The organism is Paracoccus wurundjeri (assembly GCF_030678915.1).
Taxonomy (GTDB): Bacteria; Pseudomonadota; Alphaproteobacteria; order Rhodobacterales; family Rhodobacteraceae; genus Paracoccus; species Paracoccus onubensis_A.
The window spans coordinates 116002-140514 of record NZ_JAUUTZ010000001.1; the positions used below are offsets into that span (position 1 = coordinate 116002).

At 58.9% G+C, this 24513-nt stretch carries 24 protein-coding genes and 1 tRNA gene; 12 read left to right on the plus strand and 13 right to left on the minus strand.

The window, feature by feature from the left end; translation table 11 throughout:
- Nucleotides 1-3 precede the first annotated feature (3 nt).
- The 5 genes from Q0601_RS00625 to Q0601_RS00645 all read right to left on the minus strand — a co-directional run bounded on the left by Q0601_RS00625 (nucleotide 4) and on the right by Q0601_RS00645 (nucleotide 4392).
- Nucleotides 4-723: a sulfate/molybdate ABC transporter ATP-binding protein gene (locus Q0601_RS00625; RefSeq protein ID WP_305286029.1), complete on the minus strand. Its 720-nt coding sequence runs from the start codon at nucleotides 721-723 to the stop codon at nucleotides 4-6.
- Between the two features lie 12 nt (nucleotides 724-735).
- Entirely contained in the window at nucleotides 736-1602 is an 867-nt protein-coding gene (gene cysW / locus Q0601_RS00630; RefSeq protein ID WP_305286030.1) for a sulfate ABC transporter permease subunit CysW, read from the minus strand.
- 106 nt (nucleotides 1603-1708) lie between these two features.
- Entirely contained in the window at nucleotides 1709-2548 is an 840-nt protein-coding gene (gene cysT, locus Q0601_RS00635) for a sulfate ABC transporter permease subunit CysT (RefSeq protein ID WP_305286032.1), read from the minus strand.
- 3 nt (nucleotides 2549-2551) lie between these two features.
- Nucleotides 2552-3742, minus strand: coding sequence for a sulfate ABC transporter substrate-binding protein (locus tag Q0601_RS00640; protein ID WP_305286034.1), 1191 nt, complete (start codon nucleotides 3740-3742; stop codon nucleotides 2552-2554).
- Nucleotides 3743-3924: 182 nt separating this feature from the next.
- A complete protein-coding gene (locus Q0601_RS00645; RefSeq protein ID WP_305286036.1) occupies nucleotides 3925-4392 on the minus strand; it encodes an RrF2 family transcriptional regulator in 468 nt (155 codons plus the stop codon).
- A 1021-nt stretch (nucleotides 4393-5413) separates the two neighbouring features.
- On the opposite strand from Q0601_RS00645, the gene smc reads away from it, so the two are divergent.
- From smc to Q0601_RS00695, 10 genes are all read left to right on the plus strand, one after another.
- On the plus strand, nucleotides 5414-8866 hold the full coding sequence (smc, locus tag Q0601_RS00650) for a chromosome segregation protein SMC (RefSeq protein ID WP_305286038.1): 3453 nt from the start codon (nucleotides 5414-5416) through the stop codon (nucleotides 8864-8866).
- 207 nt (nucleotides 8867-9073) lie between these two features.
- On the plus strand, nucleotides 9074-9241 hold the full coding sequence (gene rpmG / locus Q0601_RS00655) for a 50S ribosomal protein L33 (protein WP_089344652.1): 168 nt from the start codon (nucleotides 9074-9076) through the stop codon (nucleotides 9239-9241).
- Between the two features lie 115 nt (nucleotides 9242-9356).
- Nucleotides 9357-10208, plus strand: a complete 852-nt coding sequence (locus Q0601_RS00660; RefSeq protein WP_305286053.1) for an XdhC family protein — start codon at nucleotides 9357-9359, stop codon at nucleotides 10206-10208.
- Entirely contained in the window at nucleotides 10205-10765 is a 561-nt protein-coding gene (locus Q0601_RS00665; protein WP_305286055.1) for a nucleotidyltransferase family protein, read from the plus strand. Before Q0601_RS00660 ends, Q0601_RS00665 begins: the two co-directional genes overlap by 4 nt.
- A gap of 181 nt (nucleotides 10766-10946) precedes the next feature.
- Nucleotides 10947-11744, plus strand: a complete 798-nt coding sequence (gene rpsB, locus Q0601_RS00670; protein ID WP_305286057.1) for a 30S ribosomal protein S2 — start codon at nucleotides 10947-10949, stop codon at nucleotides 11742-11744.
- 90 nt (nucleotides 11745-11834) lie between these two features.
- Nucleotides 11835-12713 carry a translation elongation factor Ts gene (gene tsf, locus Q0601_RS00675; RefSeq protein ID WP_305286060.1) on the plus strand — a complete coding sequence of 293 codons (879 nt, stop codon included), beginning with the start codon at nucleotides 11835-11837 and terminating at the stop codon, nucleotides 12711-12713.
- Nucleotides 12714-12996: 283 nt separating this feature from the next.
- Entirely contained in the window at nucleotides 12997-13581 is a 585-nt protein-coding gene (locus tag Q0601_RS00680; protein ID WP_305286062.1) for a (d)CMP kinase, read from the plus strand.
- Between the two features lie 151 nt (nucleotides 13582-13732).
- A tRNA-Thr gene (locus Q0601_RS00685) sits at nucleotides 13733-13808 on the plus strand.
- A gap of 228 nt (nucleotides 13809-14036) precedes the next feature.
- Complete coding sequence (locus Q0601_RS00690; RefSeq protein WP_305286716.1) at nucleotides 14037-15890, plus strand: ABC-F family ATP-binding cassette domain-containing protein; 1854 nt, start codon at nucleotides 14037-14039, stop codon at nucleotides 15888-15890.
- A 128-nt stretch (nucleotides 15891-16018) separates the two neighbouring features.
- The gene (locus Q0601_RS00695) at nucleotides 16019-16741 is read left to right on the plus strand and encodes a MipA/OmpV family protein (protein ID WP_305286064.1); all 723 of its coding nucleotides are present in this window, start codon (nucleotides 16019-16021) and stop codon (nucleotides 16739-16741) included.
- Between the two features lie 28 nt (nucleotides 16742-16769).
- Here the strand turns inward: Q0601_RS00695 and Q0601_RS00700 are convergent, their stop codons facing one another.
- Nucleotides 16770-17363: a gamma-glutamyl kinase gene (locus Q0601_RS00700; protein WP_305286066.1), complete on the minus strand. Its 594-nt coding sequence runs from the start codon at nucleotides 17361-17363 to the stop codon at nucleotides 16770-16772.
- A 294-nt stretch (nucleotides 17364-17657) separates the two neighbouring features.
- Here Q0601_RS00700 and Q0601_RS00705 point away from each other — a divergent pair, with 294 nt between their 5' ends.
- Both Q0601_RS00705 and Q0601_RS00710 read left to right on the plus strand, forming a co-directional pair.
- Nucleotides 17658-19028, plus strand: a complete 1371-nt coding sequence (locus Q0601_RS00705) for a DUF1800 domain-containing protein (protein ID WP_305286068.1) — start codon at nucleotides 17658-17660, stop codon at nucleotides 19026-19028.
- 4 nt (nucleotides 19029-19032) lie between these two features.
- Nucleotides 19033-20211 (plus strand): DUF1501 domain-containing protein, encoded by a 1179-nt coding sequence (locus Q0601_RS00710; protein WP_305286070.1) that lies wholly within the window; start codon nucleotides 19033-19035, stop codon nucleotides 20209-20211.
- 334 nt (nucleotides 20212-20545) lie between these two features.
- Here the strand turns inward: Q0601_RS00710 and Q0601_RS00715 are convergent, their stop codons facing one another.
- The 7 genes from Q0601_RS00715 to Q0601_RS00745 form a co-directional block, all read right to left on the minus strand.
- Entirely contained in the window at nucleotides 20546-21580 is a 1035-nt protein-coding gene (locus Q0601_RS00715; RefSeq protein WP_305286073.1) for a tyrosine-type recombinase/integrase, read from the minus strand.
- Entirely contained in the window at nucleotides 21562-21747 is a 186-nt protein-coding gene (locus tag Q0601_RS00720) for a hypothetical protein (RefSeq protein WP_305286075.1), read from the minus strand. Before Q0601_RS00720 ends, Q0601_RS00715 begins: the two co-directional genes overlap by 19 nt.
- A gap of 140 nt (nucleotides 21748-21887) precedes the next feature.
- Complete coding sequence (locus tag Q0601_RS00725; RefSeq protein ID WP_305286077.1) at nucleotides 21888-22241, minus strand: DUF968 domain-containing protein; 354 nt, start codon at nucleotides 22239-22241, stop codon at nucleotides 21888-21890.
- Complete coding sequence (locus Q0601_RS00730) at nucleotides 22238-22675, minus strand: hypothetical protein (RefSeq protein WP_305286079.1); 438 nt, start codon at nucleotides 22673-22675, stop codon at nucleotides 22238-22240. Before Q0601_RS00730 ends, Q0601_RS00725 begins: the two co-directional genes overlap by 4 nt.
- Nucleotides 22672-22848: a hypothetical protein gene (locus Q0601_RS00735; RefSeq protein ID WP_305286081.1), complete on the minus strand. Its 177-nt coding sequence runs from the start codon at nucleotides 22846-22848 to the stop codon at nucleotides 22672-22674. The genes Q0601_RS00730 and Q0601_RS00735 overlap by 4 nt, the downstream gene beginning before the upstream one ends.
- Nucleotides 22849-23329: 481 nt before the next feature.
- Nucleotides 23330-23818, minus strand: a complete 489-nt coding sequence (ssb, locus tag Q0601_RS00740; protein WP_305286083.1) for a single-stranded DNA-binding protein — start codon at nucleotides 23816-23818, stop codon at nucleotides 23330-23332.
- Nucleotides 23818-24510 carry a hypothetical protein gene (locus Q0601_RS00745; RefSeq protein ID WP_305286086.1) on the minus strand — a complete coding sequence of 231 codons (693 nt, stop codon included), beginning with the start codon at nucleotides 24508-24510 and terminating at the stop codon, nucleotides 23818-23820. Before Q0601_RS00745 ends, ssb begins: the two co-directional genes overlap by 1 nt.
- Nucleotides 24511-24513 lie beyond the last annotated feature (3 nt).

Sequence of the window (24513 nt, forward strand, 5' to 3'; positions counted from 1 at the left end):
TTCCTAGGCCGTGGTGAAGGCGCGAACGAATTCACTGGCCGGACGCGCTCTGATATCGCCGGGTCTGCCGACCTGTTCGATCCGTCCCATCGACATGACCACCACCAGATCCGCCAGTTCCATGGCTTCTTCCTGATCATGCGTCACGAAGACGGTTGTCAGACCGGTCGTATCGTGAATCTCGCGCAGGCCCTGACGCAGCTCTTTTCTGACCTTGGCGTCAAGCGCGCCGAAAGGTTCATCTAGCAGCAGCATGCGCGGCTCGATGGCCAGGGCGCGGGCAAGGGCGACACGCTGACGCTGTCCACCCGAAAGCTGGCTGGGATAGCGCGGCCCGATATCGGGCAACTGAATGAGATCCAGCAGACGATTGACGCGCCGCCCTATCTCGGCCTCGGTCGGGCGTTCCTTGCGTTTTCTGGCGCGCAGACCATAGGCCACGTTTTCGAAAACGGTCATATGCCGGAACAGGGCGTAATGCTGGAACACGAAACCGGCGCGGCGTTGCTGCACAGTCATCCCGGTTGCATCCTCTCCGTTAAAGAGCACGCGGCCGGAGGTTGGGAACTCAAGCCCCGCGAGGATCCGTAAAAGCGTTGTCTTGCCGGAACCCGACGGGCCCAGAAGTGCGATCAACGCGCCCGAGGGAATGGAAAGCGACACGGGATGAAGCGCGCGCTCGGCACCGAATTCTTTTGCGATTTCTTCGATTTCAACAAACATGACTGGACCTTTCTAATGGCGGCGGGTGGCAGAAAGCAGATCCGCGTAACGCCATTCGAGCAGGGATTTCAGGAGGAGGGTGACCAGCGCCAGCATGGCCAGCGCTGCGGCCAGAGAGAATGCCGCGACCGAGAGATATTCGTTATAAAGCATTTCGATCATGATTGGCATGGTGGTCGTCTCACCCCGGATTTTGCCGGAGATGACCGCAACCGCACCGAATTCGCCCATGGCCCGCGCATTGCAAAGAAGCACACCATAAAGCAGCGCCCAGCGGATATTCGGCAGCGTCACGGTAAAGAATGTACGCCAACCCGAAGCGCCAAGGGTCAGAGCGGCCTCTTCCTCGGCCCGGCCCTGTTCCATCATTACCGGGATCAATTCGCGCGCTACGAAGGGGAAGGTCACGAACATCGTGGCGAGCAGGATACCGGGGAGAGCGAAGACGATTTTCATGTCATGCGCGATGAACCAGGCACCAAGGGCCGAATTCGAACCGAACAGCAGGACCAGCGCCAGACCGGCAACCACCGGTGAGACCGAGAAGGGCAGATCGATCAGCGTGATCAGGAAAGCCTTGCCGCGAAAATCGAACTTCGTGATTGCCCAGGCCGCTGCGATGCCGAACACGGCATTGAGAGGGACGACAACCGCCGCAACCAGCAGCGTCAGCCGGATCGCAGAGCGGGCATCCGGCTCTGAAAGTGAGGAAATCGCGGCAGACCATCCCTCGCGCAGAGCCTCGGCAAAGACCGCGATGAGTGGTGCGAATAACAGGATGGCGATCAGGACGACAACCGTGCCGATCAGGATATACCGGGCAAGGCGCGGTTCTGTGGTAACGGGGTTTGCCCGTACAGGATACGCAATATCAGACATTCACAAATCCCCCGCGGTTTCGATAATCATTCGGAAACCGGTATTTCCGCTTTCAGAGGACAGGCGCATGCCTGCTCTATGTGGGGGCTGCCGCATTCGGTTGCTGCTAGACATCGCCCATCCTCCGTCTGCTCCAGATCTGGATCGCATTGATCGCCAGCAGCATCGCGAAAGAGATCAGCAGCATGGCAAGTCCGATCGCGGTGGCGGCGTCGTAATTATATTCCTCGAGCCGGATCACGATCAGCAGGGGCGCGATCTCGGTTTGAAGCGGAAGGTTGCCCGCGATGAAAATGACCGAGCCGTATTCACCGACCGATCGGGCAAGCGCGAGAGCGAAACCGGTCAGGAGCGCGGGCGTCAGCGTGGGCAGGATGACCCGATACAGGGTATAGATGCGTCGTGCGCCGAGCGTGGCGCTTGCTTCTTCGATCTCGCGGTCGAGTTCCTCGATCACGGGCTGAACCGTGCGCACCACGAAGGGCAAACCGATGAAGATGAGCGCCAGCCAGATGCCGATCTCGGTATAGGCGATCTTGATGTTGAATGGTGCCAGCAACTGTCCGAATACGCCATTGGGTGCGTATAAAGCCGTCAATGCAATACCGGCGACTGCTGTCGGCAAGGCGAAGGGCAGATCGATCGCCGCATCGATCAGACGCCGCCCCCAGAACCTGTAGCGAACCAGAACCCAGGCCAGCACCAGCCCGAATACCAGATTGAACAGCGACGCGATCAGTGCCGCCCGAAAAGAAAGGAGCAGGGCGCTGCGGATGCGCTGTGAATTGACCATTTCCCACAGATCGGCAGGGCCAATGGTCAATCCCCGACCCAGAAGGGCGGCGATCGGTAAAAGCACGACGATGGAAAGCACCGTCATCATGATCCCGAAACTTAGCCCAAAGCCCGGAAGGGGCGAGGCCGAGCGGAGAATACCCGTTCTCATGCCTTATTGCCCTTCATAGATCTGGTCGAAAATGCCGCCATCGGCAAAGAAGGTCGGTTGCACCTCGGCCCAACCGCCGAAATCCTCGATCGAGAGAAGCTCGACTTCGGGGAAGCGGGCGATGTCTTCTTCTGATGCGGCCGAGGTATCCCAGGCGCGATAGAAATTCTTAAGGGCAAGGGCCTGCGCCTCGGGGCTGTAAAGATGCTCCAGATAGGCTTCGGCGGCTTCGCGCTGTGCGTCTGACTTGATGTTTCCGTCGATCAGGGCGACGGGCGGTTCGGCCAGTATCGAGATCGACGGGACCACGATATCGAACGCATCCTCGCCCTGTTCTTCGAGCGCAAGAAATGCTTCGTTTTCCCAGGCCAGCAGCACGTCACCCATACCACGCTGAACGAAGGTGTTCGTCGATCCGCGCGCCCCGGTGTCGAGGACCGGAACATTTCCGTAAAGCGCGGCCACATAGTCCTGCGCCTTTTTCTCGTCGCCGCCGAACTCCTTAAGCGCCCAGCCCCAACCGGCCAGGAAGTTCCAACGGGCACCGCCCGAGGTCTTGGGGTTCGGTGTGATGACCTGCACATCTTCTGCGACCAGATCATCCCAATCCTCGATGCCTTTCGGATTACCGTCCCGGACAAGGAATACGATCGTCGATGTATAAGGCGAGGAATTGTGCGGAAGACGCGACTGCCAGTCGTCGGGTATCTTACCGGTATTTTCCGCGATGACATCGATATCCGCGGAAAGCGCCAATGTGGCCACCTGTGCTTCCAGCCCGTCAATCACCGACCGGGCCTGTCCGCCGGACCCGCCATGCGACTGGCGCAATGTCACCGGCTCATTGCCTTGTTCAGTCCACCATTCGTTGAAAAGCTCGTTATATGCCCGGTAAAGTTCCCGGGTGGGATCATAGGAAACGTTCAGGATTTCCACCGATTCCTGTGCATGCGCAGCAGGTACGCCGCTGACGGCAAGACCGATGGCGGCGATGGTCGAAAGCAACCCTGCGCGCAAATGCCTAGCGGAGAACGCTGCTCTGACAGGCGAGACGCGCGTATCTTTTCGTGATGCGACCGGCTTTCCGGACAGTCTGCGACCGCCCGTATCGATCTCGATATGACCACCGACAAGATCCCGGACGAAGGTGCCCTGCGCGAGTAACTGCGAACTGATGGCGATTGTGCGGATCATAGTGACTTCCTTTGCTGAACCGGGTCATCGTTTGCTGTCTGACTGCGCAGCGCTCACGCGGCCGGATCATGCGATCAGAACCGCCGTGAGTCGCAGACACCGCCTGACCTCTAAATTACGACAGAGATAGTCGTGTTTTGCAAAGGAAAAATTACGTCTATTTTGATCGATATTTTGGAAAATTATTCTCCTGCGGCGGCTTCCGACAGGGAAAATCGTTCAAGAGGCTGCGAATCTTCCATCAGGTCTGCCAGTGTCAGCGACTCGATCATCAGAATATAAGCCGAGTAGAAACCACCAAAGACTGCCCGCACCCGGCAGGTTTCCTCGTCCTTGCAATCCTCGCATCGCTGATAGGCTTTTCGCGACAGGCAGGGCAAAGGCGCCATCGGCCCGTCGATCAGCCGCAGGATCATGGCGATCGAGATCCGTCTGGGATTCTTGATGAGTTCGTAACCGCCCTTGCGTCCGCGTCGGCTGCCGATAAAACCCGCACGCTTCAGATCCAGAAGGATATGTTCCAGAAACCGCTTCGGAGCCCCGGATCGCTCGGCAATCTCTTCGATGCGTAGGGCTGTTCCATCCCGTGCCATTTCATCGGCCATCACCATAAGAGACTTGAGAGCGTATTTCGTTTTCTGAGTGATCATTTATTTCCGGCGGGTTAGAAAAGCTTGATTATCATGGTCGATTTTAACAAGAGCGCAGTAAAAAGCGACCCCAATCTGCGCTTTACGACGCATTTGCGGGGTGTTGTTCCCTGATCGCCTCATTCACAGCATATCACGAGAAGATAGGGTTCTGACGATCCTTGGGAAGAGCGCGGGCGGCAGTCATGACTTGATCGTGTTCACACCGTTTGAACGAAAATGAGGAACTGACAATCATTGCAGCCTGATGTGGGCGGTATCATGGCTGGCGCAAAAGCCGGGCATCCGGCTTTGACCGAAAGATGCCGACGTGAATATGTCTGCATCCTCATGACTGCCGGCATGCGGCTTCCTGATTGACGTATTCGCGGGAATGTCAGGCGGATATTCGTGCGGCTTGCTTAGGCATTCTTGCGGAAGTTCGGTGAAGTATAAGCCCTGCGCGCAGGAACCTGCATTCAAAGCATGCTGTCATTCATGCTGACTCTTTGGCAGGCAAATGCGTTGCCTTGCTTGCACAAGGCGCGCAATTCACCGATCGCAGGGCCGCCGGCAGGTTTCGGCACCACGCGTTTCGATGAACAGGATGCCGTCAGGGCAATTGCCAGCATAAGAAGCAGATATCTCAGCATAATTCACTCATTACAGGGGCGATGACATGGAAAGGGGCCGGAAATCCGGCAACCGGGCTGGCGGCGGGTCTCACGCGAATAAAACCGCCAATTCCGCCCGCATATACGCGGCGCAGGCCTGACCTGCAGCAGAGCGCGATCTGAATGGCTGTATGTCTGGTCCGGTAATGAACCATGCGCGAATCCTTCCATTGCCCGATTACTGCAATTTATCCTCTGATCGTCAATGCGGTTGAAGTTGATGGCGGACTGGTTGTCCTTCACATCCTGGTTTATCTGCCGATCTTGTGGATAACTTGCTAATCCTGTCTATATATGGGGTTTTGGTTGACTTGTAGCGGTCTCGAGGCAACAATCCCCAACAGCTTTGATTCTGGAAAGGTTCGCCTTTGCGATTCGACCGTCTTCGCCTCAACGGCTTCAAAAGCTTCGTGGATCCGACCGATCTGGTCATTCGCGAAGGGCTGACGGGTGTGGTCGGGCCGAATGGGTGCGGAAAATCCAATCTGCTTGAGGCGCTTCGCTGGGTCATGGGTGAAAATCGCCCGACCGCGATGCGGGGCGATGGCATGGAAGACGTGATCTTCGCTGGAACGACGCGGCGTTCGGCCCGTGGGCATGCCGAGGTTTCATTGAAGATCGACAATCGCGACCGCCTTGCGCCTGCCGGCTTTAATGATGAGGATCATTTCGACATTGTGCGCCGCATCACCCGCGATGCGGGCTCTGCCTACAAGATCGCGGGCAAGGATGTGCGGGCGCGGGATGTGCAGATGCTGTTTGCCGACGCCTCGACAGGCGCGCATTCTCCGGCGCTTGTCCGGCAGGGGCAGATCAGCGAACTGATCAACGCCAAACCCAAAAGTCGCCGCCGGATTCTGGAAGAGGCGGCGGGGATTTCCGGCCTGTATCAGCGTCGGCACGAGGCTGAACTGAAGCTGAACGGGGCGGAAAGCAACCTAACGCGGGTGGACGATACGCTGGAACAACTGTCCACGCAGGCCGCCTCTTTGGCGCGGCAGGCGCGTGCGGCGGCGAAGTATCGCGAGATCGGGGCGGCGCTGCGACTGGCCGAGGGGTTGTTACTTTATCGCCGCTGGTCCGAGGCGGAAGCGTCGCGGATTGCGACTGCGGAAGCCCTGGCCACCGCCGTGAAGGCTGCGGCTGCGGCAGAGGTGGCATCGCGCGAGGCGGCGGCGCGGCGCGAGGCGGCGGATGAGGCGCTGCCTCCGCTGCGCGAAGAAGAACAGGTGGCGGCGGCGATCCTGTCGCGGCTGGTGGTCGAGCGGGAGGCTTTGGACGAGGCCGAGGCGCGGGCGGCGGAAACGGTACGGGCCCTGGTCGCGCGGATTGCGCAGCTTGACCGGGATATCGAGCGCGAAGAGGCGCTGAATCGCGACGCGGGCGAGGTGGTCGAACGACTGGCATGGGAAAAGGCCGAGCTTGAGAAATCGGGCGAAGGGCATGAAGCCAGACTGGACATCGCGGCAAATGCTGCCGATGAGGCCGCCGAGGCACTGCGTGAGGTCGAGGGACGTCTGGCGGAGCTGACCGATGAAGCTGCAAGGCTGGCTGCGCGCCACCAATCCGCAGAGCGTCTGGCATCCGATCTGCGGGACATGCTGGATCGCGCCGAACGTGCGGCGGCTGAGGCGGATGAGAATGCCAAACGCGCCAGCGCTACGGGTATCGCCGCCGAAGAGGCATTGCGCATGGCCGAAGAGGCGCAGGAGGCTGCCCGCAACCGGGCTGAGGCTGCCGAAGATGCCTTGGCCGGCGCAGAAATCGCCCGGGCCGAGGCGGAGGCAGCAGAGGCGACCGCCCGCGCAGCGCGGTCGGAAGCCGAGGGTGAATCCGGAGCGCTGGCGGCCGAGATGGCGGCACTTAAGCGGCTGGTCGAACGTGGGCAGTCCGACGGCCGCGCTATTCTGGACCGCGTTCAGGTTGCCAAGGGCTATGAAATCGCCTTTGGCGCTGCGCTTGGTGACGATCTGCGGGCCGGACTGGCCGAGGATGGCGAAAGCGGCTGGCATGAATTGCCGGGCTGGGATTCGCCGCAACCCATGCCCGAGGGTGCGACAGCGATATCGCAGCATGTCACCGGCCCGGAGGCACTGACGCGGCGCCTGACTCAGGTGGGGCTGGTCGCCGATGCGGGCAGAGGTGCTGCGATGCAGGCGAGGTTGCGTCCCGGTCAGCGTTTGGTGACGGCAGAGGGAGATCTTTTCCGCTGGGACGGGATGCGGGTGATGGCGGGCGAAGCTTCGTCATCGGCGGCGCTTCATCTTCAAAAGGTGAACCAGCTCAATGAATTGTCCGGGCAAGTTGAAGAAGCGCAGGAACGTGCCGCGATCGCCGTCGAGGCGCATGACGAGGCCAGAGCGCGCCTTGCCGATGCGGGGGCGCAAGAGAAATCGGCGCGCGACGCACGACGCGAGGCCGAGCGGCAGTTGTCGGATTCGGCGCGCGCAGCGACACGGGCCGAGTCGGATCTGGCCATGGCGAACAGCCGGGTGGACTCGGCGCGTGTTGAGGTCAAGCGACACCGGGAAGATGCTGCCGATGCCCGTAGCCGGCTGACCCAGGCAGAGCGGGCATTGGCCGAATTGCCGGATCGCGGCGATGCTTCGCGGGCGGTCGAGAATGCCCGGACCGGAGTTGAGGCTGCGCGCATCGCGACGATGACGCGGCGGACGGCCCTGGATGAATTGCGGCGGGAAGGAAATGCCCGCATCAAACGGCTGCAAGAAATAGCAAAGGAAGAATCGGGCTGGAAACTGCGGCTTCAGCAGGCCGGCACCCGTTCTTCCGAACTTGCGTCGCGGCGCGACGCGACGGCAGAGGAACTGGAGCAGGCCGAGGCGCAGCCCGCTATTCTGGCGGAGAAGCGCGAAAACCTGACCGAACGCGAGGTCGAAGCTCAAGAACGGCTTGATCGGGCGCGCGAAGCCTTATCGATCGCCGATGACGCGGTCCGCTCGGCCGGCCATGCCGAACGGGATGCAGAGCGTCTTGCGTCCGAGGCTCGTGAAAATCGCGCGGCACTGTCGGCACGGGCCGAGGCAGCGCGGGATGCAGAGACTACCGCGCGGGCGCGTATTGTCGAGGAAACCGAGGATACGCCCGACGCCTTGCGCGACAAGCTGGCCGACGAGGATACGGATACACCTTCCGCCATGCTCGAAGATCGGATCGCGAAGCTTCGAACCCAGCGCGATGCGCTTGGTGCCGTCAACCTGCGAGCCGATGAAGATAAGCGCGAAATCGAGGCAGAGCGCGATCAGCTGGCCGCCGAAAAGGCGGAACTCGAAGAGGCGATCCGTAAATTGCGTCTTGGGATCAACAGCCTGAATCGGGAAGGGCGCGAACGACTGCTGAATGCGTTCGATACAGTGAACGGGAATTTCTCGACACTGTTTCAAACCTTGTTCGGCGGAGGGGAGGCACGGCTGGTTCTGGTGGAATCAGATGATCCGCTTGAAGCCGGGCTGGAGATCATGTGCCAGCCGCCGGGGAAGAAACTGTCCACGCTCAGCCTGCTTTCGGGCGGAGAGCAGACGCTGACGGCGCTTGCCCTGATCTTTGCCGTGTTTCTTGCCAATCCCGCTCCAATCTGTGTTCTGGACGAAGTGGATGCGCCGCTGGATGACGCCAATGTCAGCCGTTTCTGCGACATGCTGGACGAGATGACGCAGCGCACCGAAACGCGGTTTCTGATCATCACGCACCATGCGGTCACCATGGCACGGATGGATCGTCTGTTCGGGGTGACCATGGTCGAGCAGGGGGTTAGTCAGTTGGTCAGCGTGGATCTGAAACGGGCCGAGGCGCTGGTCGCGTAACTCCGATACGATGTCGTCATGCCTCTTTGCGCCCGGGAATCGCGTTTCGAGGCTGTTATTTTTGCATGGCTGTGTTGCAATCGTTGTTTTCCCAGCATTTGCGCGAGATTCGCGGTTGACTTCATGCTTACCGCGACTAAAAAGCGGGCTTCAACGGATTCTAGGGGTTTGCGTCAAGCGGCTTGCCCCGAAGCAGGAGCTAAGACCATGGCGAAGCCGACGACCATCAAAATCCGGCTCAATTCCAGTGCCGGGACCGGTCATTTCTACGTGACCAAGAAGAATGCCCGCACCATGACGGAAAAGATGACCGTCCGGAAATATGATCCGGTTGTGCGTCAGCATGTCGAATACAAAGAAGGCAAGATCAAGTAAGATCTTCGCCTCGATTGTTTCGTTGAAAGGCCGCGCCCTTTGGGCGACGGCCTTTTCATTGATGCTGACGATCATATATGGTTGCTGACTGGCACACGGGATGCAGGAAAGCGGCATGGACACTGGCAACGATATTTTCAACACTTCGCCGGACCCGTTTGCCGGCCTGATCTCGCGGCCGGATGGAAGTTTGGCGCTGCTTCTGCGCTCGGAAGGGGGCTTTCCCCGCCGCCCTGGCGCGGCGATGGCATTATGGCCTGACGGGACCCGGATCGGGCGTCTGGGCGCGGGATGCATCGACGCGGATATCGCGGGACATCTTGGTGCGGTCGAGCCGGTGACACGGCTGATCTATGGGAAAGGCGGCCCGATCGATCTTCCCTTGCCCTGTGGCGGCAGTGTCGAGATTGCCTTGATTCAGCGGCCGGATCCCGAATGGCTGCGACAAATCGCCCATGCCCGAAAAATTCGGCAGGCCGCTTATTGGAGGATCGGTCTTGCTGAAGGCGAGGTTCAGATGACCGAAGCCGCGGAGACGGGCTTGCATGGCGATGAATTTGTCCTCAAACTGTATCCCGGCTGTGCCTTGCATATTCATGGCGAGGGCGATGAGGCGACGGCTTTGGCCGCCATGGCACGTGCGATCGGGTTGGACTGCCATTTGGGTGCAAATTCCGTTACGGCGGATGCACAAACCGCCGTTGTGGCCCTGTTTCATGATCATGACCGGGAATTGACGATCCTGCGCGACGCGCTTGCCTCTGACGCGTTCTATATCGGTGCGATGGGCTCCCATCGTGCGCAGGTGGCGCGTCTCGCTGGGCTGAGGGATGTCGGGGTAGGGGAAGAAGAACTGGCAAAGCTTCGTGGACCAATCGGCGTTGTCGCCCCCGCGCGCGAGCCACGCCTGCTGGCCGCATCGGTTCTGACCGAGATATTGTCGCTATATGATCGGGCATTCGGTTGACCCGCACCGGGCTGTTGCTTGCTGCCGGTGCGTCGCGCCGCTTTGGCGCGGATGACAAGCTTCTGGCCGTGCTTCATGATCGTCCGGTGATTACTTATGCTGCGGATGCCATGCGGCGGGCGCCACTGGAACGCCGGATTGCTGTGATCACAAATCCTGATCTGCGGCCCTTCCTGTCCGGCTTCGATGTGGTCGAGATCGCGCCCGGCACCCAATCCGACAGTCTGATCGCCGGGCTGAAAGCGGCGGATGTGCCTGATCGGCTGCTGATCGTCCTGGCTGATATGCCACTGGTCACGTCCGAATTGCTGAGGCAGGTCATTGCCCGGGTCAGCGACAGCCAGCCGGCGGCGTGTCATGACGAAGGTCCGCCCATGCCGCCGGCCTGCTTTCCGAAAAACTGGCTTGCACGGCTTGCCGATGCATCGGGAGACAGGGGGGCGGGGCGGTTCATCCGGGATTTGCCTGCCAGCGCGTTGATTCCGGCGCGCGGGATGCTTGCGGATATCGACAGCCTCGCCGATCTCGCGCGGCTGGAGGAGCAACCGCGACCATGAGAGGCCGGGGCAGCGCGTTTTCTGCGGCATTTCCCCTTGCCAAACTCGCGCATAGCGTTTATTTGCCGCCACACTTCACAGGCAGAGGAGGGCCCTTGCGGGAGACATCCGCAAAAGGTCCACCGGTTGGAGCATATGCTTCGAAACCTTTGCCAAGGCGCAAACCGGAAAGGAATTGGATATGGCGCTTCCCGAATTTTCGCTGCGTCAGCTTTTGGAAGCTGGCGTTCACTACGGTCACCAGACCCAGCGTTGGAACCCCCGCATGGGCGAGTTCATCTATGGTGAACGTAACGGTATCCACATCGTCGATCTGACGCAGACCGTCCCGATGCTGGACGCGGCTTTGCAGGCGATCCGCGACGTCGTTGCCAAGGGCGGCCGCGTGCTGTTCGTCGGCACCAAGCGTCAGGCGCAGAAATCGATTGCCGAAGCGGCCGAGAAATCTGCGCAATTCTACATGAACCACCGTTGGCTGGGCGGCACGCTGACCAACTGGAAAACCGTGTCGCAATCGATCAACCGCCTGAAAGCGATTGATGAGACGATGGCGGGCGGTGCCGAAGGGCTGACCAAGAAAGAACGCCTGGGCCTTGAGCGCGAGCAGGCCAAACTGCAAGCTTCGCTTGGCGGTATCCGCGATATGGGCGGCCTGCCGGACATGCTGTTCGTGATCGACGTGAACAAGGAAGACCTCGCCATCGCCGAGGCCCGCAAGCTGGGCATTCCGGTCATCGCCGTGGTCGATACCAATTGCTCGCCTGATGGTGTGGATTATATCATTCCGGGCAATGACGACGCGGCCCGGGCGATTGCGCTTTATTGCGATCTGGCCAGCCGTGCCGCTCTGGACGGGATGTCGGCGCAGATGGGCGCTGCCGGTGTGGATGTCGGCGCATTCGCCGAGGCTCCTGCAGAAGATCTGAGCGAAGACGAAGCCGGGACCGCCGCCGCCGAGCAAGCCACGACCGACGCCTGATTCCGACCGGGCTCGGGATAACTGCATTTTACAGAACTGTCGTCAGGCGGGGATATGCCCCGCCTGAGGCGTTGAAAAAAGGAGAAGATCATGGCTATCACAGCCGCGATGGTGAAAGAACTGCGTGAGATCACTGGCGCAGGTATGATGGATGCCAAAAAGGCACTTACCGAGGTTGACGGCGATATGCAGGCCGCCACCGACTGGCTGCGTACTAAAGGTCTTGCCACGGCGGCCAAAAAATCGGGCCGTGTCGCTGCCGAAGGTTTGATCGCGGTTGCTGTACGTGATGGCAAGGGTGTTGCTGTCGAGGTGAACTCGGAAACCGATTTCGTTGCGAAAAACGAGGAATTTCAGAATATGGTCCGCAAGATCGCGGACGCGGCGCTTGATGCCGACGATGTGGAGGCTTTGAAAAAAGCCCAGATCGACGGCAAGCCTGTCTCGGATATTCTGACCGATGCGATTGCCAAGATCGGTGAAAACATGTCGCTGCGCCGGATGACGGTCGTCGAGGCGCCGAAAGTTGTCACCTATGTCCATAACTCGGTTGCCCAGGGCATGGGCGCGATCGGTGTGCTGGTCGGTCTGGAAGGGGGCGATGACGAGATCGGCCGTCAGATCGCCATGCATGTTGCCGCGACCTCGCCCGCGTCGCTGGGGCAGGAGGATCTGGATCCCGCGATGATCGAGCATGAAAAACAGGTGCTGACCGATCAGGCCCGCGAATCCGGTAAGCCCGATGCCGTTATCGAAAAGATGATCGAGGGCCGGATGAAGAAATTCTTCGAAGAAGTGACGCTTCTTGGTCAGAAATTCGTCATCAATCCGGACCTGACCGTCGAGGCGGCGGCGAAAGAGGCCGGCGCGCGGATCACCGGTTTTGCCCGTGTTGCTGTCGGTGAAGGCATCGACAAGAAGGAAGAAGATTTCGCAGCCGAGGTCGCCAAGACTTTGGGCGGCGCCTGATCCATTCCCGGCCATCTCTGCATTCGGCGCCGTTTCCTGAAATGGCGCCGTTTTTATTTTCGAGTGATGACATGTTGTTACATTGCCACGCTGACATGGATTCAGCCCCTGACGGGAAGCCTGCGATACGCGCCGGTTTGGGTGCATATTGAGCCCCGTTTGCCGGAAGGATCGTCGTCGGGAAAAATCTTTTTTCCGCAAATCCCGTTGCAAACTGGATCTGTGACCTGAAAATATGGCAAGCAGGTCTGGCTTTTCAAAACTTTATGAGTGCGCTGCTGGTATGCCTTTCATCATTGCAATTGACGGACCCGCCGCTTCGGGAAAGGGCACGATCGCCCGTGCGTTGGCCGAACATTACGGTTTTTATCATCTTGATACCGGATTGCTGTATCGGGCCACCGGAGCCAAAGGCGGTGATCCGGTAGAGGCCGCACGAACTCTGACACCTGCGGATCTTGAACGTGACGGTCTGCGCAGTTCGGAAGCTGGGCAGATCGCAAGCCGCATTGCCATCATTCCCGAAGTCCGTTCGGCGCTGGTCGAGTTTCAACGCCGTTTTGCCGCGCAGGAGCCGGGTGCGGTACTGGATGGGCGCGATATCGGCACGGTGATTTGTCCAGATGCGCCGGTAAAACTGTATGTCGTTGCCTCGAATGAGGTGAGGGCACAGCGCCGCGCGGCGGAACTGGGTGCGGATCCGGCGCAAATGCTGTCTGAATTGCGGGAACGTGACCGGCGCGACCGGGAACGTGATACGGCGCCGATGCGTCCGGCGGATGATGCGCGGATCATCGATACCAGCAATATCTCGATCGATGAGGCGATTGCGGCAGCGATCGGTATCGTGGACCATTGTCGCAGTTGACATTATCCGGGCACCTTTCGCCAGATGCCGTTGCGGTTCTCGACACCCGCTCACTGACGGAAAAATATTATCTGCTGATCGCTGCCGAATATCGCCGTTACCCTCTTTCCCCTTCCAAAGGAACCTGCTATTTGCCCCGGCATAATAAAAGGCCGGTGTAGCTCAGCTGGTAGAGCACGTCATTCGTAATGATGGGGTCGGGGGTTCGAGTCCCTTCACCGGCACCATGAAATTTCCGCGATTTCCGTAGATACGGGATAAGCAGGAAATTCTGGTTCCAGCCTTTCAACGATAGCATGAGACCGATTGCGCGTTATTCCCGCATCAGGGGAAAGGCTGCCTGAAATAGAGGATGGCAGGAAGCCGTCGGCAGGAAGGCTCCGGACCGCATTCATCTGCACCTCATCGCTGTCCGCCCATTGACGCGAGGCACGGCTTGGGCCATGCCGCGAACCATGCTACGTATCGACGACATATCCTTTTCCATTCAGGGCCGCCCGCTTTTCGAAAGCGCGTCGGTCAGTATTCCCGAAGGTCACAAGATCGGTCTTGTCGGTCCCAATGGGGCAGGAAAGACGACGCTGTTCCGGCTGATCCGCGGCGAGCTGGCGCTTGATGGGGGTGAGATCACATTGCCAAGCCGCGCCCGTATCGGCGGCGTGGCGCAAGAAGCTCCGGGCACCGACCGTTCGGTACTGGAGACGGTATTGGCCGAGGATAAGGAACGCGCGGCCCTGATGGCGGAAAGCGAGACCGCTACAGATGCGCATCGGATCGCCGAGATCCAGACGCGGCTGGCTGATATCGATGCATGGTCGGCCGAGGCGCGCGCGGCTTCGATCCTTGACGGGTTGGGATTCGGCAATGCCGATCAGGCGCGCCCGACCAGCGATTTCTCGGGCGGCTGGCGGATGCGGGTGGCGCTTGCGGGGGTGCTGTTTTCGCAACCCGATCTGTTGCTTCTGGACGAGCCGACCAACTATCTGGATCTTGAAGGTGCGCTATGGCTCGAAACCTATCTGGCCCGCTACCCGCACACGGTGATCATCATCAGCCATGACCGGGAATTGCTGAACCGGGCGGTCGGACATATCCTGCATGTCGAAAACCGCAAGCTGACGCTTTACACCGGCGGCTATGACGGTTTTGCCAAGCTGCGGGCAGAGAAGCGGGCGCTTCAGGCTGCAGAGGCGAGGAAACAGGCGGATCGCCGGGCACATTTGCAAAGTTTCGTGGACCGTTTCCGCGCCAAGGCGACCAAGGCCCGTCAGGCGCAGGCCCGCATCAAGATGCTGGCCAGGATGGTGCCGATCACCGCGCCGGAAGAAGCGAAATTCCACCGTTTCAGCTTTCCCCAGCCCGAGGAATTGTCGCCGCCCATTATCGCGATGGAGGATGTCGCGGTCGGTTATGGCGACCGGGCGGTGTTGCGACGGCTGAATCTACGGATCGATCAAGATGACCGGATCGCGCTGTTGGGCCGGAACGGGCAGGGAAAATCCACGCTGTCCAAGCTGTTGGCCGAACGGCTGACCGTGATGGAGGGCCGGATCACCCGCGCGACGAAATTGCGGGTGGGTTACTTTGCGCAGCATCAGGTCGATGAATTGTCGCTGAATGAAACTCCGCTGGATCATGTGCGACGACTCCGCCCGGACGAAGCGCCGTCAAGGCTGCGTGCGCGGCTGGCCGGATTCGGGCTGATGGAGGCGCAGGCGGAAACCCGGGTCGGGCAATTGTCCGGTGGCCAGAAGGCGCGGCTTTCCTTGCTGATCGCCACGATCGATGCGCCGCATCTGCTTGTGCTGGACGAACCGACTAACCACCTTGATATTGAAAGCCGCGAGGCACTGTCCGAGGCATTGAATGATTATACCGGGGCGGTTGTGCTGGTCAGTCACGACATGCATCTTCTGGGGCTGGTCGCGGATCGGTTGTGGCTGGTGAATGAAGGACAGGTCACGGGTTATGAAGGTGATCTGGAAGATTATCGCCGATTCCTGCTGAACGGAGATCAGCCGTCCAGGCCCAAGCCGCCCGAGCCAGTGAAACCCGTCGCCAAACGCCCGGCCCGCGATGAATTGCAATCCGTCAAAGCCGAGGTTCGACGCGCCGAAGAACGGGTGCAGAAGCTGGCCGACATGCTGAAGAAGCTGGATCTGAAACTGGCCGATCCCGAGATTTACCGGGATGCCGTGGAGGCCGAGAAATGGGGCCGGAAACATGCTGAAGCAAAAGATGCCATGCGGCGGGCGGAAGATATCTGGATGAACGCACTGGAAAATCTTGAACTTGCGCAGAAGTCCTGAGGACTGTTGCGGAATTGTGCAGGCACGATTTCCTGACCGCGATCTGGACGATGTTTTCTTGCGCGGCGAAGTGATTCTCCGCTAAGTGATGACAGCACAGCCTTTGAACCTTGGGTCCGGACAGTCTCATGAAATGTTTTCTAGTTGCAGTAATTTTGACCTCCGCCGTCACGACGGCGGCGTATTCGCAGGAAGTATCGGCTGATCTTGGGCTTGGCGTGCAGGCCAAACCGACCTATCCCGGCGCAGATGATTCCTCTATCGCGCCGTGGTTCATCTGGCGCAATGTCAGCTTTGGGGCCGATGACGGCAGTAAAGACGGATTCTCTCTTCAACCCTCGTTTTCGCTGGTCGGAGATCGCGAAACTTCGGACGATGCGGCGCTTGAAGGGTTGGATGAAATCGAACGGGCCTATGAAGTGGGTGCCCGCCTTAACTATGTAAACGGGCCGGTGACGGCCTATGCCTCGATGCGCAGGGGCTTCAAAGGGCATGAAGGCCTGACAGGTGAAGTCGGGATGGATTACCGCACGGTTCTGAGTGATCGGGTTTCCTTGTGGTCCGGTGTCGAACTGGGCTTCGCCAACTCGAAATACACCAACACCTATTTCGGTGTGACGCCGGATGAGGCAAGCCGCAGCCAATATTCCGCATATGATGCGGGCGGCGGGCTGACCTCTGCTGCGATCAAGTTCCAGGCGGCCTATGCCGTCAATGACAAGACCGCCCTGCTGGGCGAAGTGTCCTATGGCAAGCTGCTTGGTGATGCCGCCGATTCGCCGATCGTGCAGGAAGAATGGCAACCCTCGCTGAAACTCGGCGTGGTGCGCCGCTTCTCCTTCGGCTTCTGATCGTTACACATACCTGTTCGCGCTGGGTTCACATCGCTTCTTCATACAGGTCGAAATCGCTTTGGCGCATTTCCCGAAGATGGCTGCGTAATTCCGTTGGAAGCTCCAGATGTGCCCGAGGAGAGACGTTGATCTTTTCAAGCACATCAAGATCAATCCGCAGCCTGTCAGTCAGGAAGTCCTGCAAGGCTTCCTGACTTTCGTATTTGAACAGGTAATCAACCTTGTAGCCAAGATCCGGGGCGGTCACCATCTGGCTTTGCCGCCCGATTTTTGCATAGCCAGGCTGTTCTTCGGCAAGATATCCTTCAATGAATTTGGTGAAGCTTACATCCCGGGTGGATTCCGGCTGTCCGGAAAATTGTGGAAGTAACCGATAGCGATACCAGCTTCCCAACCAGTCAAGCGGTTCCCGGATAACGGCCAGGGTCTCGATGGGTGCCGGGCCGTCCGGGATCAGTTTGCGGAACCGGTTATTGAACATGCGGATGCCCATATGTTTCAGGCCCGGCGGGTGGCGGAATACGATTGCGGCCTGATCGGCCAATGCTGCCTGATAGGCATGTGTACCTGTCTTGGGTACGGCCAGGAATGCCAGGCCGAATTTCCAGAACACCATCATTACTGTTTCTCCTGATCGTTTTCTGCAATCTTGGGCTTGCGGCCGTAAGCCGGATGTAACGCCACAGGATTCGCTTTTCGTCACGAGCGACGCGATGCACAGTTAAATCTGACGGAACTTTTGGTAAAGACGTCAGCTTGTACTTAAATGCATCATCCGGAAATCTGGTCGGTGGGGCAGTCAGTCGCGTTCTGGAAGACTACCGAAAGCGTGAAATGACATCGGATCGATGAATGATGTAGTCTGCGCCATGTGGCCGGTTTGACGGCATGAACAAGGTGAAACGAGGCAGAGATGGCCACATATCCGGAACTTGCGGCGATTCGGCTGGGATATGGATTATCGGCGCAAACACCCCCTCCTGCCGGACGGGACGAGGTGCTTGCTTCAGTCAGGCGTGCGGCGGCTGATGCTGATGGCGTCACCATGGCGGCTGCGCGCAACGGACAGTCGCGTCTCAGAAAACTGTCGAAAAAGCGTAAGAATGGCGACAAAACCGCCGCCGAGGCGATCAAAAAGCAGCGTCAGAGCTTAAGTCTGCTGGTTCTCAGGGATACGCAGCGCCGCTATGCTCGTGCCGTTGACGATCCGGGAGGGTTTGGCGAAAGGCTGGTCCAGTTCTGGGCCGATCATTTCACGGTCAGCGGTACCGATGTCGTGCGTCGCGTGATGATCAGCAGCCATGTGAATGAGGCGATCCGCCCGCATATCGGCGGAAGATTCGCCGACCTGATGTTCGCAGCAGAGACGCATCCATGCATGCTGGTCTACCTTAATCAGAATAACTCGGTCGGACCCAATTCGCCCTTGGCAAAGCAAAGAAAGGGAAAGAATAAGCTTGGCCTGAATGAAAACCTCGCGCGCGAAATGATCGAACTGCATAGTCTTGGGGTCGGGGCGGATTACACGCAGAAAGATGTGCGGCAGCTTGCGAAATTATTGACCGGGCTGACATATAGTTCGGAACATGGAGATATTTTCCTCGCTGAGCGCGCCGAACCGGGAGAAGTCACCGTATTGGGGCAAAGTTACAGGGGGGATGGCCCTCCGAAGCTCGACGATATTCGTGCCGTTATCGAGGATTTGTCCCGGAATCCCGCAACCGCGCAGCATCTGGCGCGAAAGCTGGTCACGCATTTCATCTCGGACGATCCGCCGCAATCGCTGGTAGACCGATTGGCAGGAACCTATACCGACACGGACGGAGACCTAAGCGCGGTTAACGCTGCCTTGGCCGATTCCCCTGAACTTGCGGAGCATTTCCGCGAGAAGGTGAAGCAGCCATTCGAATTCATCGTTGCCTCATTGCGCAGTCTTGGTGTCACTGGTGAAGAGATCATGGCTCTCAAACCCAAGCAGGTGCGCCAATGGCTGGAATTTCCCCTGACGGGAATGGGGCAGAAATGGGCCAGACCTGCGGGACCTGATGGCTGGCCCGAAGCCGCCGATGACTGGATTACGCCACAAGGGCTGGCTGCCCGGATCGAATGGGCCATGAATGTGCCTCAGAAGTTCCGCAAGAAGCTGCCTGATCCGCGACAGTTCATGCAGACAGCTCTTGGAGAAACCGCCTCCGAACCGCTGCAATGGGCGGTCCCCAAGGCCGAGACCACGCGCGACGGAATTGCGATCGTGCTGGCATCGGTGGATTTCAACCGGAGATGAAGCGATGCTGAGTCGACGACTATTCCTTAAATCCAGTGCAATCATCGGCTGCTCGGCTGCGGCACATCCGCTTTTGTCCAGCATCGCCTTTGCCTCCGCTCCCGGCGAAAACCGGCTGGTCGTGATCATTCTGCGCGGTGCTATGGATGGTATCGATGTGTTCCAGCCTTATGGCGATCCGGAATTGCGCAAGCTGCGCCGGAAAATCTCGCTTGGTCCGGATCAGGGGGCGCATGATCTTGACGGGTTCTTCGCCCTGCATCCGTCGTTATCATCGCTCATGCCGCTATGGAAAGCCGGAGAGCTGGGTTTTGCGCCCGCCGTCTCGACACCCTATCGCGACAAGCGAAGCCATTTCGACGGGCAGGACATGCTTGAAGCCGGCACCGGAACGGATGTGGAGGTCTTTCAGCAGCGCGACGGTTGGCTGAATCGTCTGTTGCACAACATGCCTGGCGCGAAATCCGAAACCGCCTATTCGGTCGGTACCGAACAGATGCGGATTCTCGCTGGCGATGCGCCGGCAAAAAGCTGGACGCCGAAAATCAACCTGCAGCTTGGCCCGCAGGCACAGATGCTGCTGCAACATGTCTATCACGACGATCCGTTGTTTCGCGAAGGCGGATTCGAAGGGATGGAAATCGCCAGTCAAAGCATGGATAAGATCAAAGAGAAGAAAGGGCCGACCCGTGATGCACGTGAATTGGCGCGTTTCTCTGCAAGCCGGTTGAACGGTGACACGCGGATCGCGACCTTTTCGTTGTCCGGATGGGATACGCATGCGCGGCAATTCGTTACGATTGACAGTGCATTGATGAACCTTGCGGACGCGATTCTGACACTGCGTGAGGATCTGGGTGAGAACTGGTCAAAGACGACCGTGCTGGCCATGACCGAGTTCGGCAGGACTGTGCGTGAAAACGGTTCGGGTGGTACCGATCATGGTACGGGCGGAGCCATGCTGATCGCCGGAGGGGCAGTGCGTGGCGGACAGGCTTTGGGGAAATGGCCGGGGCTGGGCGAAAGCGATCTTTATGCCGGGCGCGACCTGATGCCTGTGACGGATATTCGCGCTTATGCCGCCTGGGCATTGCACGATCTGTTCGGGACCGAACGGGGGGCGCTTGAAAGTTCGGTCTTTCCAGGGCTGGATATGGGTGAAAATCCACGCATCCTTGCCTGAATAGCGCTATCCCTTACCCTGATCGCTTGGGCTCTGAACGGAGGGCTGACGTCCAGAGCCGCATCTCGCTCGCGTGATCATGGGCGCGGCTCGTTGGCAAAGGGGCGGAAGCAGAACAAATTATCGGCTACCCTATAGACTGGGTCTTCCTGGCAAAATTGCCAGCCTGACCGTCGTGTAACTTTCTGCCGAAAGACTGGCTGGGGCGGTAGGATTCGAACCTACGGTACACGGTACCAAAAACCCTAGATTTAGCCTGATCTACAAGCGTTTTCCTGTAAACTGACCGTGTTTCAGGTTGTTTTATATCAATGACTTACAGAGATGCTGTAAACTATTTTTGCCGTGCCAGCTTGAGCAAAATCTCTGCCCCATTCTCCGGATTCGCGCGGGCATATTTTTCGATCATTTCGGATGCGTGCTTGAGGGACCATCCCATGAATGCCGCAATGTCCCCCAGCTTTAGGCCCGCAATGAGAAGCCGTGTCGCGGCGGTCCCGCGCAGGTCATAGGGGGTCAGTTTCGGGTTCACCTTCGCCTCTTTGGCGTATTTGGTGATCTGCCGGGATACTTGTCTCGGTGTCCATTGGCCCCCGCCTCGAATCTTCGTCAGGATCAGCATATCCGTGGATGAATCGATTACCTCCGCAAGCCGGGGCGTGACCGGTATGCTGTATGGCTGTCCCGTCTTGGCTCTGCGCCCGCGCAGGTACCGGCCAGAGGGGGTGACTGACACATTCCCCTTGGTGAGAGTGACCATATCGACAGGGGCAAGGCCGGTTTCGCTGGCGATGATAATTGCTCGCTGAACTGGCGCACTGGCAATGCGGATCGTTCGCTCGATCTCGTCATCCGTCCAGATAAATCCAGATCGATCGACGGAATAGACGCCTTTAATCCCCGCGAGATGATGATACTCGCTCATGCCGTTGTCATAGGCGAAGGCCGAAAGCTTCGCGAGCATCGACATATGCGCGTCGGCCTGCCTTCCAGACCAATTTTCATCCCGCCACTTCATAGCGACACCGCGAATCTTCCGGCTATTCAGGATCGAGATTGGCGCATCCCCGAATTTCTTGTCGATAGGGGTGATGTACTTGCTTTCATCGCTCTTGGTGCGCGGGGCAAGTTTCGCATAGGCACCGCTTTCGAGATACCGGACGATGAGCATGCGGAACTTGCCGGCAGACCGAACTGGGCCTTGATGCCTAGACAGGTCGGCAACGTATTTCGGCGATCCTTCGGCGTGAGGCATATCCGAGTTCCAGAACATCGGCCCACCGCGATAGGCGTAGTGGTACTGGCGGATACGGCCCGACGCCATCCGCTTTTTGACGCGATGAATTCCAGTCAGTTTTCCGCCAGCCATTTATCTGCCTCGCTCGCGTTCGCCTGCGTCGGTGCGTTGGTGATTATATGCACGTCTCCCGTTTCGCCAATACGGTATCCGTAGACGGTCAGGCCGCGATCCTCGGCCACCTGTAGCGCAATTTGCAGTCGGTCGTTGATGACTGTTCTGCTCGGTGCGCGTGCCATCATTCCGTCTCCTTGTGGTTGAGGGCGGCGCGGGCTATCTGGCCGCTGAAAAGGATCGGACGATCAGTCATTCCGCTCTCCATTGAATAAAGGTGGCGGACAGCGCCGCCGAGTTGCCGCGCACAGGCGAGGGCGCGGGGTTAGAACCAGTTGCCAAGGGCTTCATCCTCTTGGTCGGTCAGCATGCGTTCCACGCGCTTAAGCAGTTCCTCGCTGGAACCATGCGCGGCGTAGAACGCCCGCTTGGAATAGTGATATGCACCGGGCCCGAACTCGCGCCGATGGTGCGGCGGGCATAGCGGCAGGACGCGCATATTGCTGCGCGGCTCGCCTTCATGGTGAACCTCGACCGGCCATGCTCCGCAGACGAGGCAGGGCAATCCGTCAACGGCTTCCATGTGGTCTTTCTCGGCCTTGGTTTTGCTGGCGCTACGAGGCTTTCGCTTCTCGCCTTTCTGGCCAAGCGGACCCTTCATGCGGGCGATGAAGGTCATCTCATATCCTCCGGGTCAGTCAGTCTGACGCCTTGAGCCGACCAATGCCGCGCCATCTCGTCCAGGTATTCCGTCTTGGCTTCCTTGCTCATGCGGCGAGTTACCGGCATGTCGATCGGCTCCATCATGCAGGCCAGCTTGCTTTCGTATACGAGTGGCTTGACGTGCTGGTCATATTTGACGCGAAACTCATCATCAGTCCGGCGCAGGATCGGCACGCCAAAGTGCAGCTTGCTGTATCCTCGCGCCCATTCTGCCGACACGTCACCAAGCTGCGCAGCCACGTCATTGCACCACTGGCGCTGTAGGCGGTTCTGCTTGGTCGATCGGTCCTGCGTGATCCGCACCACGAAGCCAGCCGGTATTGTCGGCGCGATCTGCTGCAAATACAGACGCTGGCTGTCGCTGATGATGCGGATCGGCGCGAATTTCATGCCGCGGCCTCATACAGCATATCGATCACCTGCTGCTCGGCGCTATCGACCGTGCCGCCGATGGTTTCCGCAAGTAGCGCGGCTGCCGTGTCGATGATCAGTGACCGCTCCGTCCAGCCTGATTGGCGTGCGGCTGCAATGGCGGCGATGATGGTGGGCTTCGGGTAGGTCATGCGCGGTTTTCTCCTCTCAGGAAGTCGCCGTTCACTGTATGCAGCTTCCCGTGGCAGGACGTGCACAGCCAGAACACATCTAAAGGGCGGGAGTAATCGTGGTGATGAGCGTGAAGCTTCCCTTCGGCTCCACAAAAGAAGCACTCACTATCCTTCGCCAGCCTTCCATCTCTAACGGCATTATTGACGGCGCAGTGGGCCTTCCGTTTAGGGGTTCCCTTTATGCGGTCGCGATATTTCTTCCTCGAAGCAATACCCGCAGCGCTTTCAGAACTCCTTCTAGCGGCATCCTTTCGGTGATCGTTCTCCCGATATCGAACGCGGTCATAATTTCGGTAGTAATCGATCTTCTCATCTCGATTATTTCGGACCCTTTCTTTCGTGCACTCCTTGCATTCACCGGACTCCCCGTCTCGGCGAATTTGCTGCGGGTAAAATCCCGAAGCCTCTTTCTCCTCCTGGCAAACCCGGCAGATCGGCATTAGACCCTCCACTCTGCGGAAAAGGGGATGCTATCTCCGTCATACGGGTCTGGTGCGCCGCCGCTGGGCGCACCGCCTGCCGGTGCGCCGGATTGTCCTAGCGGCTCCTGATAGCTGCCGTTCCCACTGTCCCGCGATCCGCCGCCTTGCGCCCCGTCCAGCATCACCAACTTGGCGTCGAAGCCTTGCAGGACAATCTCGGTGCTGTAGCGGTCATTGCCGCTTTGGTCCTGCCATTTTCTGGTCGTGAACTTCCCGGCGACGAAGACTTTGCTTCCCTTGCGCAGATACTGCTCTGCGGTCTTAGCCAACGGACCGAAGATAACGATGGGAACCCATTCGGTTTTCTCGCGCTGCTCGCCCGACTGCTTATCGCGCCATTTTTCACTGACGGCGATCCGTAGATTGGCGATCTTGTCGCCAGATTGCATGGTTCTGATTTCAGGGTCAGCCCCGAGGTTCCCAATAAATTCGCAACGGTTCAGCATCAGTAAGCCACCTTCTCTTGATATACGCGCAGGCCATCGGCCCCGACGTTCTCTTTGTGGTTCCGTCTTGCCCATTCTTCGATGAATGCGGTCAGATCATCGCGCCGATTGACGGCGATCCAGTTCAGCAGTTTGCGGTGATCGGTGATCTCGTATTTCGTCACCGTGCGCATACCCTTGACGGTATCCTTGTTCGCGGATGCTGCGGCTTTCTTGGCGTCCATAGCGGCTTGTGCAGCCTCGGCTGCCGCGCGTTCGGCCTCGATATCGCCAGCCCTTACTTGCCGCGCAGCTTCTTCGGCAGCGCGTTCCTTGGCCCGCTGTTCCTCGTAAGCCTTGCGCTTTGCTTCTTCCTTCTCGGCCGCCAGCTTGCGCTTGTACGGGTCTTGCAGTGCCGCGCATCCCTTGATGCGCATTTCCAGATCGTCAAGCGTCGGCTTGAACCGGGCCTTCTCGGCTTTCCATGCGTCGTAGATCGGCTTTGCCGCGCTATCTTCTGCAGCAGTAACGGCTTTCTTCGCTTCTTTGAGCGTCTTTTGCAGGGCGTCTAGCGCCTTCATCTGCTCTTCGTTTTCTACCGGCGATCCATCCAGCCAGTTGTTGCTTTCCTCGATAGCGTCACCGAAAGGGGCAAGGGCTTCATCTAGCGGGTCGGGCGGCATGTTGTGGCCGACTTTTGCAGGGGCGTTCATGTC